We start from the raw sequence: 16,326 nt of genomic DNA, 5'->3' as shown, positions 1-16,326 counted from the left end.
CAGCATCAGTCGATGCTGATGTTCGCCGCCTTCGCGACTTCGGCCCACTTCACCCGGTTGTCGTGCACGGTCTTCTTGAACTGTGCCGGCGACTCGATGCGCACGGTGTTGCCCTGGCTCTCGAAGCGCTCGCGGATCTCGGGCGTCTCGAGCACCGCCTTCACCGCGGCGTTGAGCTTGTCGACGATCTGCGGGTCGGTGCCCTTGGGCGCGAAGATGCCGAACCAGATCGAGCTGTCGAAGCCCTTGGTGCCGGGCAGGCCGCTCGATGCGATGGTGGGCACCTCCTTCACCGCGGGCACGGCCGCCGCGGTGGTCACGCCCAGCAGGCGCACCTTGCCGGCCTTGTAGTGCGGCAGCACGGTCTGCACCTGGTTCATGATGCAGCAGGTCTCGCCGCGCACCACCGACGTGATGGCCTCGGGGCCGCCCTTGTAGGGCACGTGCACCATGTTCAGACCCAGGCGCGAGTTGAACTCGGCAAAGGCCATGTGCGTGCCGGCGCCGTTGCCTGTAGACGCATAGTTGTACTTGCCGGGGTTGGCCTTGACCAGCTCGACGAATTCCTTCAAGGTCTTGACGTTGATCACGTCGGGATTGATGGTGAGCACGTTCGACACGTCGAGCACCGGCGCCACCGGCACGAAGTCGGCCTCCACGTCGAAGGGCAGCTTCTTGTAGAGCGCGGCGTTGCTGCCGTGCGTGGCGGCGGTGCCGAAGGAGAGCGTGTAGCCGTCGGCCTTCGAATGCGCCACGTAGTCGCTGGCGATGTTGCCCGCGGCGCCCGACTTGTAGTCGATGATGACCGGCTTGCCCAACTGCTTCGCCAGCGGCTCCTGGATGGTGCGGGCCACCACGTCCACGCCCGAGCCAGCCGGGAATCCCATGATCAGCGTGACGGGTTGCTGCGGCCAGTCGTGCGCCGCGTGCTGGGCGAAGGCGGCGGTTGTCGCCAGCAAGGCGGCGGCCAGCAGCACGGTGCGACGGGCGGGTCGGGCGAATCTGGCAAGACGGGTGAATGGAGAATGAGCCATGGCAGTCTTTCGGTCGTTCAGTCTTTTGTCTTCAATACAGACGGTGCACGCGCATTGTGGCGCGCGGCTGATGCCCGATTCCATATGAGCTTATGCGCGACATGCAGGTATCGCGCCTGCTCCCGATAATCGCCCCATGGTCCGCTCCACCCAACAACTACACGCCCCACGCGAGCCCGCGCCCCTGCGCCCGGCCGCCACGGTGCTGCTGCTGCGCGACAGCGCCGCCGGCATCGAAGTGCTCATGACCCGCCGTTCCGCCACCGCCAGCTTCGCGCCCGGTGCCTACGTGTTTCCCGGCGGCCACATCGACGAGGCCGACGAAGCCGCCAAGCGCATCGCCACGCGCCGCCCCACGCAAAGCCGTGTACAGCGCACGCAGGCCATCGCGGCCATCCGCGAGGCCTTCGAGGAACTAGGCATCCTGCTCGCGCACCGCCAGGCCGATGGGCAGCCCGTGGGCGCCGATGAGGTCGCCTCGATGGACCGCGGCAACACGGCAGGCACCGCCTTCGCCGACCAGTGCGCCGCGCGCGGCCTGGTGCTCGATTCCGACCGCGTTTTCACCTTCGCGCACTGGATGACCGACCGCGACCTGCCGCGCCGCTTCGACGTGCCCTTCCTGGTGGCGCGCATGCCCGAGGGCCAGGTGCCCACCGCCGACGAGAGCGAGCAGTTCGAGCCCTGCTGGGTGCGCCCCGCCGATGCGCTCGCGCGCCACGAGGCCGGCAGCTTCTTCATGATCTTCCCGACCGTGCGCACGCTGCAGCGCATGGCCACCTACGCCACGGTCGACGGACTGCTTGCGGCCTGCGCAGGCGAGGTGCCGCTGTGGACCAGCTGCCCGCGCGCCGGCCTGCTCAAGGGCGAGGACGCGCGCTACATGGAGCACGAGTCGCCCTACGGCGAACTCGCGATGGTGTGCCCAGACGGCCAGATCGCGCATGCGCTCGACTGGCAAAGCGAAACCCCGGTACCGCTGCTGAAGAACGTGACGCGCCTGACCGCGCCCAACGCCAGCATCATGACCGGCCCCGGCACCAACAGCTACATCGTGGGCGACGCGGCCACCGGCTACATCGTGATCGACCCGGGCCCGAACGACTTCGACCACATCGGCCGCCTGTGGCGCGCCACGCATGGCGACATCCGCATGATCGTCTGCACGCACTCGCATGCCGACCACTCGCCGGGCGCGGCGCCGCTGCAGGCGCTGTGCAAGAACGCAAGCAAGCCGCCGATCCTCGGGCTGGCCTCGAAGCCGACGGCACGCTCCACCGCGCGCTTCACGCCCGAGCGCGAACTGGCCGACGGCGAGCGCCTGGTGCTCTCGGGCACCACCGAAGCGGGCGAGGCCGTCTCGCACACGCTGCGCGTGATCCACACGCCCGGCCACGCGGCCAACCACCTGTGCCTGGTGCTGGAGGAAGACGGCCTGCTGTTCTCGGGCGACCACATCCTCAATGGCAGCACCACGGTGATCGATCCGCCCGACGGCGACATGGGCGCGTACCTCGATTCGCTGGACACGCTCGACAAGGCCTGCGAGGCGGGCGGCATCGACTTCATCCTGCCCGCGCACGGCTACGTGATCGGCTTCGCCCGCACCGCCATCGGCATGCTGAAGGCGCACCGGCTCAAGCGCGAGGCCAAGATCGCGGCGGCCATGCAGAAGCTGCCCGAGGGCACGCCCGACGACTGGCTGCCGCTGGCTTACGACGACGTGCCCGAACGCATGTGGCCGGTGGCCGCGCGCTCGCTGGCTGCGCATGTGGCGCACATCCGGCAACTGGCCGCGCATCGATGAGCGGCATGGCGACTACCTCGCCCGTCGACAGCGAAGGCATCCGCCTTGCCAAGCGCGTGGCCGCGCAGGCCGGCGTGTCGCGGCGCGATGCGGAGCTGCTGATAGAGAACGGCGCGGTGCGCGTCGACGGCGTGCAGCAGACGCTGCCGCAGTCGCGCGTGCTGCCGCACCAGCGGGTGGAGATCGAGGCCGGCGTGAAGCCGCAGCCCGTGGAGCCCGTCACATTGCTCCTGTACAAACCTGCCGGCATGCCCACCGACGCCGCGCACCAGCTGCTTGTTGCCGCCAACCACCACGAGCCCGAGCGCGCCGGCCTGCGCTTCCTGCCGGCGCATGCAAGGGCGCAGCGCTGCATGACGCCGCTGGAGACCGGCGCGAGCGGGCTGGTGGCGTTCACGCAGGAATGGCGCGTGGAGCGCAAGCTGCACGAGGATGCAGCCTTCCTCGAACACGAAGTAATGGTGGACGTGGCCGGCCCGGTGAGCCCCGAGGTGCTCGCGCGGCTCGAACGCTCGCCGGCGCGAGTGAGCATCGGCCGGCAGGCCGAGGAGCAGACAGGCCTGCGCTTCGCGCTCAAGGGCGCGCGGCCGGGGCAGATCGCCCACATCTGCGACGGGGTGAACCTGCGGATACTGGCGATGCGGCGCATCCGCATCGGCCGCGTGCCGCTGGCGGGGCTGCAGCCAGGCCAGTGGCGCTACCTTGCACCCCACGAACGCTTCTGACAACAACAGCAAGAACAAAAAAAGAAGAAAAGCCGTCGAGAAGAGAAGACAGAGGACGACAACGACGATGCACCGCATTCGCGCGGCCCGCAATTTTCAGCCCGCGGCCTCCAGGGGCCGCCCTCAGGGAGAGACTGAGTCATGAAGTTCGCTACACCGGGCGCCGCCCTCGCCTGCACCGTGCCGCTGGCACTGGTGGCGGGGTGCTCCTACCTCACGCCCGCGCCGCCGCCCCCGCCGCCGGCACCGCCGCCGCCCGTGGTGTCGAAGGACGGCCTCGCGCCCATCACCGAGCAGCAGGTCGAGCGCATCCGCGAGGCCATCGCCAGCAAGCCGCCGAGCCCGGCCGTGGGCAAGGTGGTGCGCAGCGCCTCGCCGACCATCGAGTCCTTCGTTCGCACCGAGGGCTGCATCACGGCGCGCAACGGCGCGGTGCTCAACCCCTTCGCCGCGCCCGGGCGCCTGTTCGACGGCACCGGCTTCCAGGGCGGCCCGATGGCCGAGATGCAGTACCACGACAAGACCGCCTGCGTGACGGTGAAGCGCATCCAGAACTGGAAGATGGTCTCGCCCAAGCTGCTGCGCTTCGAGGTGGTCTACGTGGGCGACGACGGCGAAGAGCGCGCCGTCAAGCGCCACGAACTGGTGCGCCAGCCCAAGGGCGGGTGGCTGTTCACGCGCTGAGGCTTGTTGCCGCTGCCTCTGCTGCTGCCGCGCGCTTCTGCGTGCGCAGCGCAACCGCGAACGACAGCTGCGCCACGATGCCCGCTCCCGCGAGCACGATGGCCGAAGCCAGCGCAGGGTTCACGTGCCCCATGCCCGCGAGCGCGGTGCACAGCGCGCCCACGGCCATCTGCGTGAAGCCGTAGAGGCCCGAGGCCGAGCCGATGACCTGCGGGTTGACGCTGATCGCCTGCGTGAGCGCCGGCGGCGAGGCCATGCCCACGCCGACGGTGAAGAGGAACATGCACGCGACGATCAGTGGCACCGAGAGATGGCCGCTGAGCGCCGCGCCGAGCAGCACGAAGGCCGCCACCACGCTCAATGCGTTCGATCGCGTCATCAGGCGGTCGACGCGCACCCGCGAGATCAGGTGGCTGGTGAGAAAGCTGCCGAGCCACACGCCAGACACCAGGATGGCAAGGTAGATGCCCGCCTCGTGCGCCGGCCGGTGCAGCTGGTCGACAAAGATGAAGGGCGCCGAGGCGATGAAGGCGTACATGGACGTGGTGGCGCAGCCGCCGCCGATGGAGAAGCCCAGGAAGGCCGGCGAGGCCAGCAGCTTGCGGTAGTTGCGCCCGAGCTCGCGGGCGTTCACGGCGGCGCCGGGCGCGCCGGTCTCGGGCAGCATGCGCCAGGTGAAGAGAAAACCGACCACGCCCAGGCCGAAGAGCGCATAGAAGATCGAGCGCCAGCCCAGCGTGGTGGCGAGCGCGCCGCCGATCAGCGGCGCGAGGCTGGGTCCGACGGTGACCATCAGGTTCATCAGCGCGAGGCGGCGCGTGGCCTCCTGCGGCTCGGCCGTGTCGCGCACGATGCTGCGGCCCAGCACGAGCCCCGAGCAGCCGCCCACCGCCTGGAAGAGCCGCGCCGCAATGAGCGAATGCACCTCGGGCGCGAGCGCCGCGGCAAGGCCCGCCACGCAGTAGATGCCCAGCCCGCCCAGCAGCACCGGACGCCGCCCGAAGCGGTCGGCCAGCGGGCCGTACACCAGCTGGCCCAGCGCGAGACCGAGGATGTAGAGGCTCACCGTCATCTGCATCTGCCCGATGCCGGCGCCCAGGCCCTTCGCGGCGATGGGCAGCGCGGGCACGAAGATGTGCATGGCCAGCGTGCCGCTGAAGGTGACCAGAGCGAGCAGCCACAGCGGCGCGTGCGGGCGGCGCGGCGGCTGAGCGGATGTCGGCGTCATTGCTTGATGCTGGCCGGCGTCGAGCCCTGCGCAAGATGGGCTTCGTCAGGCTCCCAGCCGCCGCCCAGCGCCATGAACAGCACCACCTGGTCGTCGGCCAGCTGCGCCTCGCTGGCCGCGAGCGCGGCTTCGCTGGCGGCCAGCGAGCGTTCGGCGTCGAGCGAATCGAGGTAGCCGGTGCGGCCGTTCTGGTAGAGCTGGCGCGCCTGCGCCGCGACCTTGGCGCTCTCGTCGCGCGAGGCCTGCAGGGCAGCGCGGCGGTCGAGCTCGCGTGCGTAGGTGGCGAGCGCGGTCTCGGTCTCGCGCAGCGCGGTGAGCACGGTGCCGTCGAACTTGGCGAGCGCGGCGCGCGTGCCGGCCTCTGCCTGCGCGATACGGGCCTGCGCGACGCCGGTGTTCGGAATGGTCCACGAGATCAGCGGACCGAGGCTCCAGGCGAAGGTGTCCTTGCGCCCGAAGCCGTCGGCATGGCCCGCGGAAGAGCCCGAGAGCCCCAGCGTGACCTTCGGATAGAGCTCCGCAGTCGCCACGCCGATGCGCGCGGTCGATGCGGCGAGGCTGCGTTCGGCCTGGCGGATGTCGGGGCGGCGGCGCAGCAGCGCGGCGCCGTCGCCCACCGGCAGCACGCCGGCCACGCGCGGCGGCACGGTGCAGTCGGCCACCTCGCGCGGAAAGTCCTGCGGCAGCGCGCCGGTGAGCGTGGCGAGACGGTAGAGCGCGCCCTGGCGCTCGGCCTTCAGCGGCGGCAGCGCGGCATTGAGCTGCTGCAGCTGCGCACGTGCGCGGTTCGCGTCGATGGCGCCGGCACGGCCCGCGTGCTGCAGGCGGTCGGTGACGTTGACGGCGTCCTGCTGCAGCGAAACGGACTTCTGCGCGATCTGCAGCCGCAGGCCGGTCGAGCAGGCTTCGGCGTACGCGCGTGCGGTGCCGGCCGCCACGTTCACGCGCACGAGGTCGAGCGCGGCTTCGGCGGCCTGCGTGCTGGCTTGGGAGGCCTCGATGGCGCGGCGGATCTGGCCGAACAGGTCGACCTGGTAGGAGAGCGACGCGCCCGCGCTGTAGTTGAAGGTGCTCGGCGGCTCGTAGCCCTTCTGCAGCAGCGACAGGCCCGAGACGTGGCCGAACGAGGGGCCGCCGTTGACGCCGATGGTGGGGTACCTGGCGCCGGCGGTCTCGTCCTCGATGGCGCGTTCACGCTCGAGGTTCGCCACGGCCTGGCGCAGGTCGGTGTTGTGCGCGAGGGCCTGTTCGACCAGCTTGTCGAGCAGCGGGTCGTGGTACAGGCGCCACCAGTGGGCGGGCAGCGGCGCCGCGTTGGCGGGCGCCTCGGCGAAGGGCTTGCCCGCTGCAGGCTGGCTGGCCAGCGCCTCGGGCGGCTGCCTGTAGTCGGGGCCGACCGCCGCGCAGGCCGCGAGCGCGGCGGCGGCGGCCAGCGATGCGATGCGGAATGCGAAGCTGGTCATGTCGTTCATCCCTTCTGTGGCGTGGAAGCCGTTGCCGCCGTCTTCTGCGCCGGCTTGTTCTCCAGCACCTGCACCGTGACCGTCTGGCCCGCGACGAGGCGCGCGCCCTGCGGCAGCGGATCGAGCTTGACGCGCACCGGAATGCGCTGCGCGAGCCGCACCCAATTGAAGGTCGGGTTCACGCTGGGCAGCAGGTTGGCGCTGGTGGAGCGGTCGTGGTCGGCGATGCCGGCGGCCACGCTCTCGACCGAGCCTTCGAGCACCGCGCCGCCGCCCATGGGCGTGACGCGCACGCGGTCGCCGAGGTGGATGCGCGGCAGCTTGGTTTCCTCGAAATAGCCTTCGACGTAGAACGACTGCGCATCGACCAGCGCGAGCACCGGCCGGCCCGCCGCGGCATAGCTGCCCTGGCGCAGGTCGAGGTTGGTGACCAGGCCGTCGGCCGGCGCGCGCACCTGGGCGCGCTGCAGGTTGAGGCGGGCCGAGTCGAGCGCCACTTCGGCCTGCGCGACCGCAGCCTGCATCTGCTCGACGCGCGAGCGGGTCTGTTCGCGCGATTCCTTCGACACCAGCTCGTCGAGGCCGGCATTGCGCGCGTTCTCGCGCTGGGCCTGCGCGCTCACGGCGCGTTGCGCCGCGAGCGCGGCCTGCGCCTGGCGCACGGCGAGGTCGTAGCGCGCGCGGTCCACTTCGAAGAGCAGCGCGCCGGCGGCCACCGGCTGGTTGTCGTGGATGGGCACTGCCGTGACCAGGCCCGAGACGTCGGGCGCGATCTGCACGACGTTGGCGCGCACGCGGCCGTCGCGCGTCCAGGGCGCGAGTTCGTAGTGGTCCCACAGGCGCAGGCCGGCCCACACCGCGGCGGCCACCACGGCCAGGGTGATGAGGACGCGGCCCAGGCGCTGGGCCCACGGATTGTTGTCGTCGGAAGTTCGGGCGGCTTTCATTGGAATCTCGTTGTTGTCATTGGAGGTAGGCGCTGGCGCGGCTGAGCGCGTAGAGCAGCAGCAGGTAGAGCGCCATGTCGAAGAGGGCCGGGTGCCACACCCAGCGATAGGCGCCGGTGGCCGCGAGCAGGCGGCGCACGCCCCACAGCACGAGCAGCGCCGCGAGCGCGAGCACCATGATCCAGGGCAGGTACAGGCCGTAGAAGCTGGCTTCGCCGATCATGCGGAAGCTCCTTGCGAAGTGAGGGACGTGCCCGCGAGCGAGGGCGGCGCGTCGGGAAAGAGATTGCGGCGCAGGCCCACCAGTGCGGTGACGGCCGAGCGCGAGGCTGAAGAAGAAGACGACGACGCGGTGTCGCGCGCATCGAGCACGGCGCCGAGCGCCTCGTCGATCTGCGGCAGCAGGCCGGGCGGGCGCGGGTTCATGCGGCCCTCCGCGCGCTGGCGGAAGAAGCGCGAGATGCCGCCCAGCAGCGCGGCCGAAGTGGCCAGCGGCAGCTGGCCGCGCACACGCTGCAGCACGGCGATGTCGGCACCCATGCGCAGGTCGCGCAGCGCGTCGTTGGCGGCCACGCCCTCGACGGTGCCGCCGGCCTGCGCGATGCGCGGTGCGAGCAGGCCGATGCGGTCGAGCATGCGCACGGCGTAGGCGTCACTCTGCGCGTACTGCGGATGCGACGAGGCGGCCATGTCGCCCAGCTCGCGCCAGGTGGCGCGCTGGATGCGCCGCGCGCTCCAGTCGGCGCCCACCGAGCGCACGAGACGCGTCACGCGCGCGGCGACGACCACGCCGACGATCTGGCCGATCATGCTGTTGATGAAGCTCACCAGGTCGGAGCTGGCGGTGTCGTGCATCGCCAGCGTGCCGCACACGCCGAAGATCAGCGCCATCGCGGGCATGAAGTGCGTGGGGCGCGGCAGGTAGAAACCCAGCAGCAGGAAGAGCGGCGCACAGATGACCACCAGCATGCCGAAGTCCTGCACCGTGGGCATGAGCACCAGCACGTAGACGGCCGAGATAGGGATGGACCACAGCGTCCACTTCAGGAAGCCGTGGATCGCCGGCACCGGGTCGTCCATCGTCGCGAAGAAGCAGCAGAAGACGGCGGCCATCATGGTCGCGGCCGAGCCCATGGGCCAGCCGGTGACGATCCAGAACGCGCCGCACAGGCAGATGGCGATGACTGCCGCCAGGGCCGACAGCAGCGCCATGCCGTAGTCGCGGTGCAGCACGCGGCTGCCGAGCGCGGCCGTGCGGCGCAGCGGCGCGGCGCCCTTCAGACCCTCGTCTATGTCCTGGCGCAACTGGGCGCAGGCGTTCCAGCCGTCGACGAGCTCTTCGAGGCGGCCCGCGAGGCCGATGCGCAGCGCGCTGCCCCAGCGGGCCTGCGGATCGGCGTCGGGCGGCGTGGCGCCCAGGGCGTCGATGGCGCGGCGCAACTCCTGCAGGCGCGCGGCACGGGCCGCGGCGTCGCCGGGGGCGTCGGCCTCTTCACGCAACCACTGAGCGGCCTTCGCGAGCACGGCGGCCATGTCGGGAGCGATGACGCCTTCGGCCTGCTCCAGCGCCAGCAGGCGGTCTTCGACGGCGGAGAGCGCGGGCGTGAGCGCGGCGACGCGGTCCTGCATCGCGCGGATGGCGCCGGCGGTCCAGCGCAGGTGCGTGGTGTCGAAGGGAACGTGGGTGGAGAGAAGGCGCAGCTGCGTGATGTCGCCGGCGAGGCGGCGGCGGTCGTCGTCGAGGCGCCGTGGCTCGGCACTGCTTCGGCCGGCGGGCTGGAAGAGGTCGCCCAGCCACTTGCGCGCGTCCTGCAGCGTGCGGTCGAGCAGGCCCAGCACGGTCGGCGCGAGCCCCGCGGGCAGCACGAGGCTGTGGATGAGCGTGGCGCAGAAGATGCCCAGGCCGATCTCTTCGACGCGCGCCACGGCGGTGTCGAACAGCGCGAGCGGGGTCTGCACCGACGGAAAGCCGATCAGCGCCGCCGTGTAGCCCGCGAGCATGAACACATAGGAGCGCGGCGTGCGGTCGAAGAGCGAAATGCACAGGCACAGCCCCACCCACAGCGCGAGCACCAGCGTGAGCAGCTCGGGCGCGTTGGACAGCGCCGGCACCAGCAGCACGGTGGCGGTGCTGCCGATGAGCGTGCCGAGGAAACGGTAGACCGCCTTGGAGCGCACCGCGCCGGCCAGCGGATGGGCGACGACGTAGGTGGTCATGAGCGCCCAGAACGGACGCGGCAGGCCGGCGCGGCTGGCGAGGTACATCGCCAGCATGGCCGCGGCGAAGCTCTTGCCGGAAAAGAGGATCTCCGCGCGGCTGAAGCGCGGCAGGCTGAACGAGGCCATCTGCTGCTACCTGCGCCCTTCCTGCGTCGGCGCGAGCGGCGGCAGGCTCTGCACGGCACGCACGCCCATGCGCTCCTCGAGCACGCTGAACACGCGCAGGCAGGCGGCGACGTCCTCGTCGGACACGCCGTCGAACAGCGACACCCGCATCAGCGTCAGCGCCGCCTCGATGGGTTCGCAGACGGCCTTGCCGGCCTCGGTGAGGTGCAGGGTCTTGGCGCGGCGGTCGGCCGGGTCTTCGCGGCGCTCGACGAGGCCGGCTTCCACCAGCTGGTCGACCGAGCGCACCAGCGACGGGCCCTCGATGCCCAGCGCCTCGGCCAGCACGCCCTGGCGCACATCGCCGTTCATGCGCCCGAGCATCACGATCGGATAGGCCAGCGTCTGCGACACGCCCACATGCGCCACCGCCTTGTCCGCCGCGGCGCGGTAGCCGCGCTGCAGCACCGCCAGCGACGTGCCGAGGCGCATCAGTGCCTGTTCGCGCGTCGGTTGGATGTTGGCTTGGTCGTTCACGATAGCCGCCTATTAATTAGCATGCTATCGATTATACGGGTAACTACCAATCCGTGCAGGCGGCAAGGCTCGCGCCCGCCTTCAGGGCCGAAGGACGCGGAAAAACGGAAAGGAAGGGGAAAGAAAAGTGTGAAGCCCGCCGATAAGCCGGATTCTGTGCACCGCGAGCTCCTTGCGGAACCCGCGGCGTGACCGCCATTACTCTGGGCCGCCTGTCACCAGACGGCTCGATGCCACCTACCCGCCAGCTCAGCGGAACCACCTCGATACTGGCCTACTTGGTGTTGCTGCGCGCAGAGATTGCCCGTTTCACCCGAACTGAATCGGCTCGTCTCTGTTGCTCTGATCCTCACCTCACGGTGGAGAGTCGTTAACTCCTGCGCTGTCCTGTGCAGTCCGGACGTTCCTCCAGTGCGGCCTTTCGGCACTTGCACCAGCGGCGGTCTGGCGTGCTTCACGGGGTGGATTATCGCCCGGCGCGCCGCCGGGCCTACAGCGCCAGCACGCGGGCGATCTCGCGCGCCGCATCCTGCGGCTGCGTCACGGCGGTGTCGATGACCACCTCGCCGGGCGGCATCGCACGCTCGCAGGCCTCGAACTGGTAGCGCAGCTGCCGCAGCAGTTCGAGGGAGCGCAGCTTCCCGAATTCGGCCCGGCTCGCGGCATCGATGCGCTTCTCCTGCTCGTCGCGCGAGAGCTTCAGCTGGACGAACATCGTGCTGCCACCCTCGGCCGCCACGGTCTCGACCACGCGCTGCGGAAAATCGGCAGCCACCGAAGGCTCCGGCGCGAAGGTGAAGATCAGCGAGCGCCCGGTTCGCGCGGCCTCGCGCATGGTGGCGAGCCACATCTGCTCGCGCAGCTTCACGAAGCTCTCGCAGCCGAAGGGAAACACCGCCGCGACGGAGTCGACGACCAGGTGGTTGTGGAAGACCGCGAAGCCGCTGAGCTGCCCCAGCGCACGCGCGATCGTCAGCTTGCCGGAAGCGACCGGCCCATGGATGAACACCAGTTTCATCCGGCCATTCTGCCAAGGCACTCCGCGGCCGATCAGGGAGATCGGGGCCGAAGGCACACGGGCTGGTCTCACAATGCGCGTTGTCCGTCCGACAAACGCATCGATCCAAGGAGATTGCATCCATGAAGGCCCAGAACATCCTCCAGACCATCGGCAACACGCCGCACATCCGCATCAACCGCCTGTTCGGCAATGCGAAGCAGCAGGTGTGGATCAAGTCCGAGCGCGCCAACCCCGGCGGCTCGATCAAGGACCGCATCGCGCTCGCGATGGTGGAAGACGCCGAGAAGAGCGGCGCGCTCAAGCCCGGCGGCACCATCGTCGAGCCGACCTCGGGTAACACCGGCATCGGCCTGGCGATGGTGGCGGCCGTCAAGGGCTACAAGCTGATCCTGGTGATGCCCGACAGCATGTCGGTGGAGCGCCGCCGCCTGATGCTGGCCTACGGCGCCACCTTCGACCTCACGCCGCGCGCCAACGGCATGAAGGGCTCCATCGCCCGCGCGGAAGAGATCGTGGCCGGCACGCCCGGCGCATGGATGCCCCAGCAGTTCAACAACCCCGCCAACATCGACGTGCACGTGCGCACCACGGCCGAGGAAATCGCGGCCGACTTTCCCGACGGCATCGACGTGCTGATCACCGGCGTGGGCACGGGCGGCCACATCACCGGCGTGGCGAAGGTGCTCAAGAAGAAGTGGCCCAAGCTGCAGGTGTTCGCGGTGGAGCCGGTGGCATCGCCGGTCATCTCGGGCGGCCAGCCTTCGCCGCACCCCATCCAGGGCATCGGCGCGGGCTTCATCCCGAAGAACCTCGACACCTCGCTGCTCGACGGCGTGCTGCAGGTCGACGCGGAGCCCGCGCGCGAAATGGCCCGCCGCTGCGCGCGCGAGGAAGGCATCCTGGTGGGCATCTCCTCGGGCGCCACGCTCGCGGCCATCGCGCAGAAGCTGCCGTCGCTCGCGCCCGATGCGGTGGTGCTGGGCTTCAACTACGACACGGGCGAGCGCTATCTGTCCGTAGAGGGCTTTCTGCCGGCCTGAAGGTTCTTGTCGCGAAACACCACGGAACCGGCTTTGCCGGGCCGTCGGTGTTGCCCCCGGTAGGGGGTTGGCGTAGCGACACGCAGTGTCGCGCAGCCTGGGGGCGAGTAAAATTGCTGGCTGCTTGATAGTCACAAGCCCCACGCCATGCTGAGAATCTCCGAACTCAAACTCCCGCTCGACCACGCGCCAGAGGCGCTGGCCGAACTGATCGCCAGGACGCTCGGCGTCCCACTCGAAGCGATCGCTTCCCACACCGTCTACAAGCGCAGCTTCGACGCCCGCAAGGCCGAGCTGCTCACCGTCTACATCTGCGACGTGCAGCTGTCGGACGCGAAGCTCGAAGCCGCCCTGCTCGCCAGGCACGCGGGCCATCCGCACATCCAGGCGGCGCCCGACATGCGCTACACGCCCCCGGCCAGCGCGCCCGAGGGCCTGTCGACGCGGCCCGTGGTGATCGGCTTCGGCCCCTGCGGCATCTTCGCGGCGCTGATGCTCGCGAAGATGGGCTTCCGCCCCATCGTGCTCGAACGCGGCAAGACCGTGCGCCAGCGCACCCGCGACACATGGGGCCTGTGGCGCAGGAGCGAGCTCAACCCCGAGTCGAACGTGCAGTTCGGCGAAGGCGGCGCCGGCACTTTCTCCGACGGCAAGCTCTACAGCCAGATCAAGGACCCGCGCTTCCTCGGCCGCAAGGTGATGGAAGAGTTCGTGAAGGCCGGAGCGCCGCCCGAGATCCTCTACGTCGCGCATCCGCACATCGGCACCTTCAAGCTGGTGAAGGTGGTCGAGAACATCCGCGAGCAGATCGTGGCGCTGGGCGGCGAGATCCGCTTCGAGCAGCGCGTGACCGACGTGCACATCGAGGACGGCCCCGACGGTAGACATTTGCGCGGCCTCACCGTGCTCGACCAGTCCACCGGCCAGACGAGCGAGCTGCGCGCCGACCACGTGGTGATGGCGCTGGGCCACAGCTCGCGCGACACCTTCGCGATGCTGCATGCGCGCGGCGTGCACATCGAGGCCAAGCCCTTTTCCATCGGCTTCCGCGTGGAGCACCCGCAGGGCCTCATCGACCGCGCGCGCTGGGGCCGCCATGCGGGCCATCCGCTGCTGGGTGCGGCCGACTACAAGCTGGTGCACCACGCCAGCAACGGCCGCTCGGTCTACAGCTTCTGCATGTGCCCTGGCGGCACCGTGGTCGCGGCCACCAGCGAGCCGGGCCGCGTGGTCACCAACGGCATGAGCCAGTACTCGCGCAACGAGCGCAACGCCAACGCGGGCATCGTGGTGGGCATCGACCCGCGCGACTATGCCGGAGATGCGCTCGCCGGCATCGCGCTGCAGCGCGAACTGGAAAGCAACGCCTTCGTGCTCGGCGGAGGCGACTACCGCGCGCCGGGCCAGCTGGTGGGCGACTTCATCGCCGGGAAGCCTTCCACCGCGCTCGGCAGCGTGATCCCGTCGTACAAGCCGGGCGTGACGCCGACCGACCTGCACAAGGCCCTGCCCGCCTACGCCATCGAGGCGATGCGCGAGGCCTTCCCGGCCTTCGGCCGCAAGATCAAGGGCTTCGACACCTACGACGCGGTGCTCACCGGCGTCGAGACGCGCACTTCGTCGCCGATCAAGATCACGCGCGGCGACGACTTCCAGAGCCTCAACGTGCGCGGCCTGTACCCTGCCGGCGAAGGCGCGAGCTACGCGGGCGGCATCCTGTCGGCCGGCGTGGACGGCATCAAGGTGGCCGAGGCCGTGGCGCGCAGCCTGGTGGCCGAGTCGGAGCGCGAACGCACCGCGAGCGTCTGATGCGGCATCAGCCCTCCCCCATCCGCTTCGAGCGCCCCGCTGCAGGCCACCTGGCCGTCGCCACGCTGGCGATGGCGGCGGTGGTGCTCGCCTCCAACGTGCTCGTGCAGTTCGCCATCAACGACTGGCTGACCTGGGGCGCCTTCACGTACCCGGTGGCGTATCTCGTGAGCGATCTCGTCAACCGGCGCTTCGGCCCCGGCATGGCGCGGCGCGTCGCATGGGTGGGCTTCGCGGTCGCGGTGGGCGTGTCGCTGCTGCTGGCGCCGGTGCGCATCGCGGCGGCCTCGGGGCTGGCCTTCATCGCCTCGCAGCTGCTCGACATCGGCATCTTCGACCGCCTGCGCCGCGGCCTCTGGTGGCGCGCGCCGCTGGTGGCCACGGTGATCGCCGCGGTGCTCGACAGCATCGTGTTCTGGGGCATCGCCTTCGCGGGCACCGAGGGTCCGTGGCTCACCTGGGCGCTGGGCGACCTCGCGGTGAAGCTGGCCGTCGGCGTGCTGATGCTGCTGCCCTTCAGGCTGCTGATCGGCCGCCAGGCTGCGCGCACCTCGGCCGCCATGGGCTGACGCCGGACATGGAAACGACAATGCACCGAGCGCCCCATTCACTGCACCGCGCCAAATGCGCGAGCGCATTCCACTGAACCACTTCCTGCTTTCTTCGCGCCTTCGCGCCGGATATCCAGAATGACCGAAGCAACCACCGCCAACCCGAACAACAAGTCGCGCCGCCCCCGCGGCGAACGCATGGACATGGCGCAGCAGCTGCAGGCCCTGCGCGCCGGCACGGACGGCGCGGCGACCGCGCCCGAAGCCGATCAAGCCCCCATGCAGGCCAGCAGGCAGCGTCCGCAGCATCAGCAGCAGCGCAAGAAGGCGCAGGGCCGCCAGCAGCCTTCGCAACAGAAGCAGCAACAACAGCCTCAGCAGCCCGCTCGCCCGCAGCGCAAGGTGCACCCGGCGCTCGAGCGCCTGTTCGAGCTGTACCCGAACCTCTTCGGCGCGCGCTTCCTGCCGCTGAAGCTCGGCGTGTACGAAGAGCTGATCGCCCGCCACCCCGACGACTTCAAGGCCGAAGACCTGAAGGTGGCGATGGGCCTGCACGCGCGCTCCACCCGCTATCTCGAAAGCGTGGCAGCCGGCCATCCGCGCCATGACCTCGACGGCAACGTCGCCGAGCCGGTCGCGCCCGAGCATGTGCACCACGCCATCCTCGAACTGCACCGCCGACGCTCGCAGCGCACCGGCGAAGACCTGCGCCCCCAACTGGTAGCGCGCCTGGCCCGCGCCGTCGAAGCCTCGGGCCTCGACCGAGAGGCCTACGCCGTGCTGGTGCGCTCGCGCGACGCGAACAACAACGCCGTGCTCGACGAAGCCCTGGCCCTGCTCGCGGAACAGGCCGCCAAGCGCGAGGCGCTGCTGCGCGCCTTCGAGGCCAGCGGGCGCAGCGAGAAGGAGTTTGCGGAGATGTACGGCATGACGCAGGGCGAGGTCACGCGCACGCTGCAACGTGCGCGGGCCGACCGGACGGCGGCTGCCGCCGCGCCGCAAGCAGCGGAGGCGCCGCAGGCCGCGGCTGCGCCCGAAGCAGCGGAACCCACGGCGGCTCCCGAAACCCCGGCGGCCGACTGAGCCGGTCCAAGCGCTGGATCGGCCGTGGGCCGGGAGTCTTCCCACTGCAGTCAGCAGCCAGCCTGGGCGTGT

General features: G+C 70.3%; 15 protein-coding genes and 1 other RNA gene. 7 read left to right on the top strand and 9 right to left on the bottom strand.

The features are described from left to right. Positions 1–5: 5 nt before the first annotated feature. Entirely contained in the window at positions 6–1,034 is a 1,029-nt protein-coding gene (locus ABL844_RS04690) for a Bug family tripartite tricarboxylate transporter substrate binding protein (protein WP_418130623.1), read from the bottom strand. A 136-nt stretch (positions 1,035–1,170) separates the two neighbouring features. Between ABL844_RS04690 and ABL844_RS04685 the strand changes: the two genes are divergently transcribed. The 3 genes from ABL844_RS04685 (at position 1,171) to ABL844_RS04675 (ending at position 4,250) form a co-directional block, all read left to right on the top strand. Then, positions 1,171–2,841, top strand: a complete 1,671-nt coding sequence (locus tag ABL844_RS04685) for an MBL fold metallo-hydrolase (RefSeq protein ID WP_418130622.1) — start codon at positions 1,171–1,173, stop codon at positions 2,839–2,841. A 5-nt stretch (positions 2,842–2,846) separates the two neighbouring features. Continuing rightward, positions 2,847–3,566 (top strand): RNA pseudouridine synthase, encoded by a 720-nt coding sequence (locus ABL844_RS04680; RefSeq protein WP_418130620.1) that lies wholly within the window; start codon positions 2,847–2,849, stop codon positions 3,564–3,566. A gap of 141 nt (positions 3,567–3,707) precedes the next feature. After that, on the top strand, positions 3,708–4,250 hold the full coding sequence (locus ABL844_RS04675; protein WP_126021470.1) for a hypothetical protein: 543 nt from the start codon (positions 3,708–3,710) through the stop codon (positions 4,248–4,250). On the opposite strand, the gene ABL844_RS04670 is transcribed toward ABL844_RS04675, so the two are convergent. The 8 genes from ABL844_RS04670 to ABL844_RS04635 all read right to left on the bottom strand — a co-directional run bounded on the left by ABL844_RS04670 (position 4,240) and on the right by ABL844_RS04635 (position 11,768). Next, complete coding sequence (locus tag ABL844_RS04670; protein WP_418130619.1) at positions 4,240–5,478, bottom strand: multidrug effflux MFS transporter; 1,239 nt, start codon at positions 5,476–5,478, stop codon at positions 4,240–4,242. The genes ABL844_RS04675 and ABL844_RS04670 overlap by 11 nt on opposite strands. Beyond that, a complete protein-coding gene (locus ABL844_RS04665; protein WP_418130618.1) occupies positions 5,475–6,950 on the bottom strand; it encodes an efflux transporter outer membrane subunit in 1,476 nt (491 codons plus the stop codon). Before ABL844_RS04665 ends, ABL844_RS04670 begins: the two co-directional genes overlap by 4 nt. Beyond that, a complete protein-coding gene (locus ABL844_RS04660; protein WP_418130617.1) occupies positions 6,947–7,888 on the bottom strand; it encodes an efflux RND transporter periplasmic adaptor subunit in 942 nt (313 codons plus the stop codon). Before ABL844_RS04660 ends, ABL844_RS04665 begins: the two co-directional genes overlap by 4 nt. Before the next feature lie 16 nt (positions 7,889–7,904). Then, positions 7,905–8,111: a DUF1656 domain-containing protein gene (locus ABL844_RS04655; protein ID WP_019658367.1), complete on the bottom strand. Its 207-nt coding sequence runs from the start codon at positions 8,109–8,111 to the stop codon at positions 7,905–7,907. Continuing rightward, positions 8,108–10,234 carry an FUSC family protein gene (locus tag ABL844_RS04650; protein WP_418130616.1) on the bottom strand — a complete coding sequence of 709 codons (2,127 nt, stop codon included), beginning with the start codon at positions 10,232–10,234 and terminating at the stop codon, positions 8,108–8,110. Before ABL844_RS04650 ends, ABL844_RS04655 begins: the two co-directional genes overlap by 4 nt. A 6-nt stretch (positions 10,235–10,240) precedes the next feature. Beyond that, the gene (locus ABL844_RS04645) at positions 10,241–10,705 is read right to left on the bottom strand and encodes a MarR family winged helix-turn-helix transcriptional regulator (protein ID WP_126021706.1); all 465 of its coding nucleotides are present in this window, start codon (positions 10,703–10,705) and stop codon (positions 10,241–10,243) included. A 172-nt stretch (positions 10,706–10,877) separates the two neighbouring features. Next, positions 10,878–11,206: RNase P RNA component class A (gene rnpB / locus ABL844_RS04640), an RNA gene on the bottom strand. Between the two features lie 34 nt (positions 11,207–11,240). Further along, positions 11,241–11,768: a shikimate kinase gene (locus ABL844_RS04635; RefSeq protein WP_418130615.1), complete on the bottom strand. Its 528-nt coding sequence runs from the start codon at positions 11,766–11,768 to the stop codon at positions 11,241–11,243. A gap of 122 nt (positions 11,769–11,890) precedes the next feature. Between ABL844_RS04635 and cysK the strand changes: the two genes are divergently transcribed. The 4 genes from cysK to ABL844_RS04615 all read left to right on the top strand — a co-directional run bounded on the left by cysK (position 11,891) and on the right by ABL844_RS04615 (position 16,254). After that, complete coding sequence (gene cysK, locus ABL844_RS04630) at positions 11,891–12,811, top strand: cysteine synthase A (protein ID WP_019658370.1); 921 nt, start codon at positions 11,891–11,893, stop codon at positions 12,809–12,811. Positions 12,812–12,958: 147 nt separating this feature from the next. Then, positions 12,959–14,620, top strand: coding sequence for an NAD(P)/FAD-dependent oxidoreductase (locus ABL844_RS04625; RefSeq protein WP_418130614.1), 1,662 nt, complete (start codon positions 12,959–12,961; stop codon positions 14,618–14,620). Further along, positions 14,620–15,189: a VUT family protein gene (locus tag ABL844_RS04620; protein ID WP_418130613.1), complete on the top strand. Its 570-nt coding sequence runs from the start codon at positions 14,620–14,622 to the stop codon at positions 15,187–15,189. The genes ABL844_RS04625 and ABL844_RS04620 overlap by 1 nt, the downstream gene beginning before the upstream one ends. Positions 15,190–15,309: 120 nt before the next feature. After that, a complete protein-coding gene (locus tag ABL844_RS04615) occupies positions 15,310–16,254 on the top strand; it encodes a ProQ/FINO family protein (protein WP_418124411.1) in 945 nt (314 codons plus the stop codon). Positions 16,255–16,326: the final 72 nt, after the last annotated feature.

The organism is Variovorax sp. 278MFTsu5.1, assembly GCF_048305045.1.
In the GTDB taxonomy this organism is placed as follows: domain Bacteria; phylum Pseudomonadota; class Gammaproteobacteria; order Burkholderiales; family Burkholderiaceae_C; genus Variovorax; species Variovorax guangxiensis.
The sequence above is the reverse complement of the archived record's forward strand: the minus strand, read 5'-3'. Positions and strand labels throughout refer to the sequence as shown.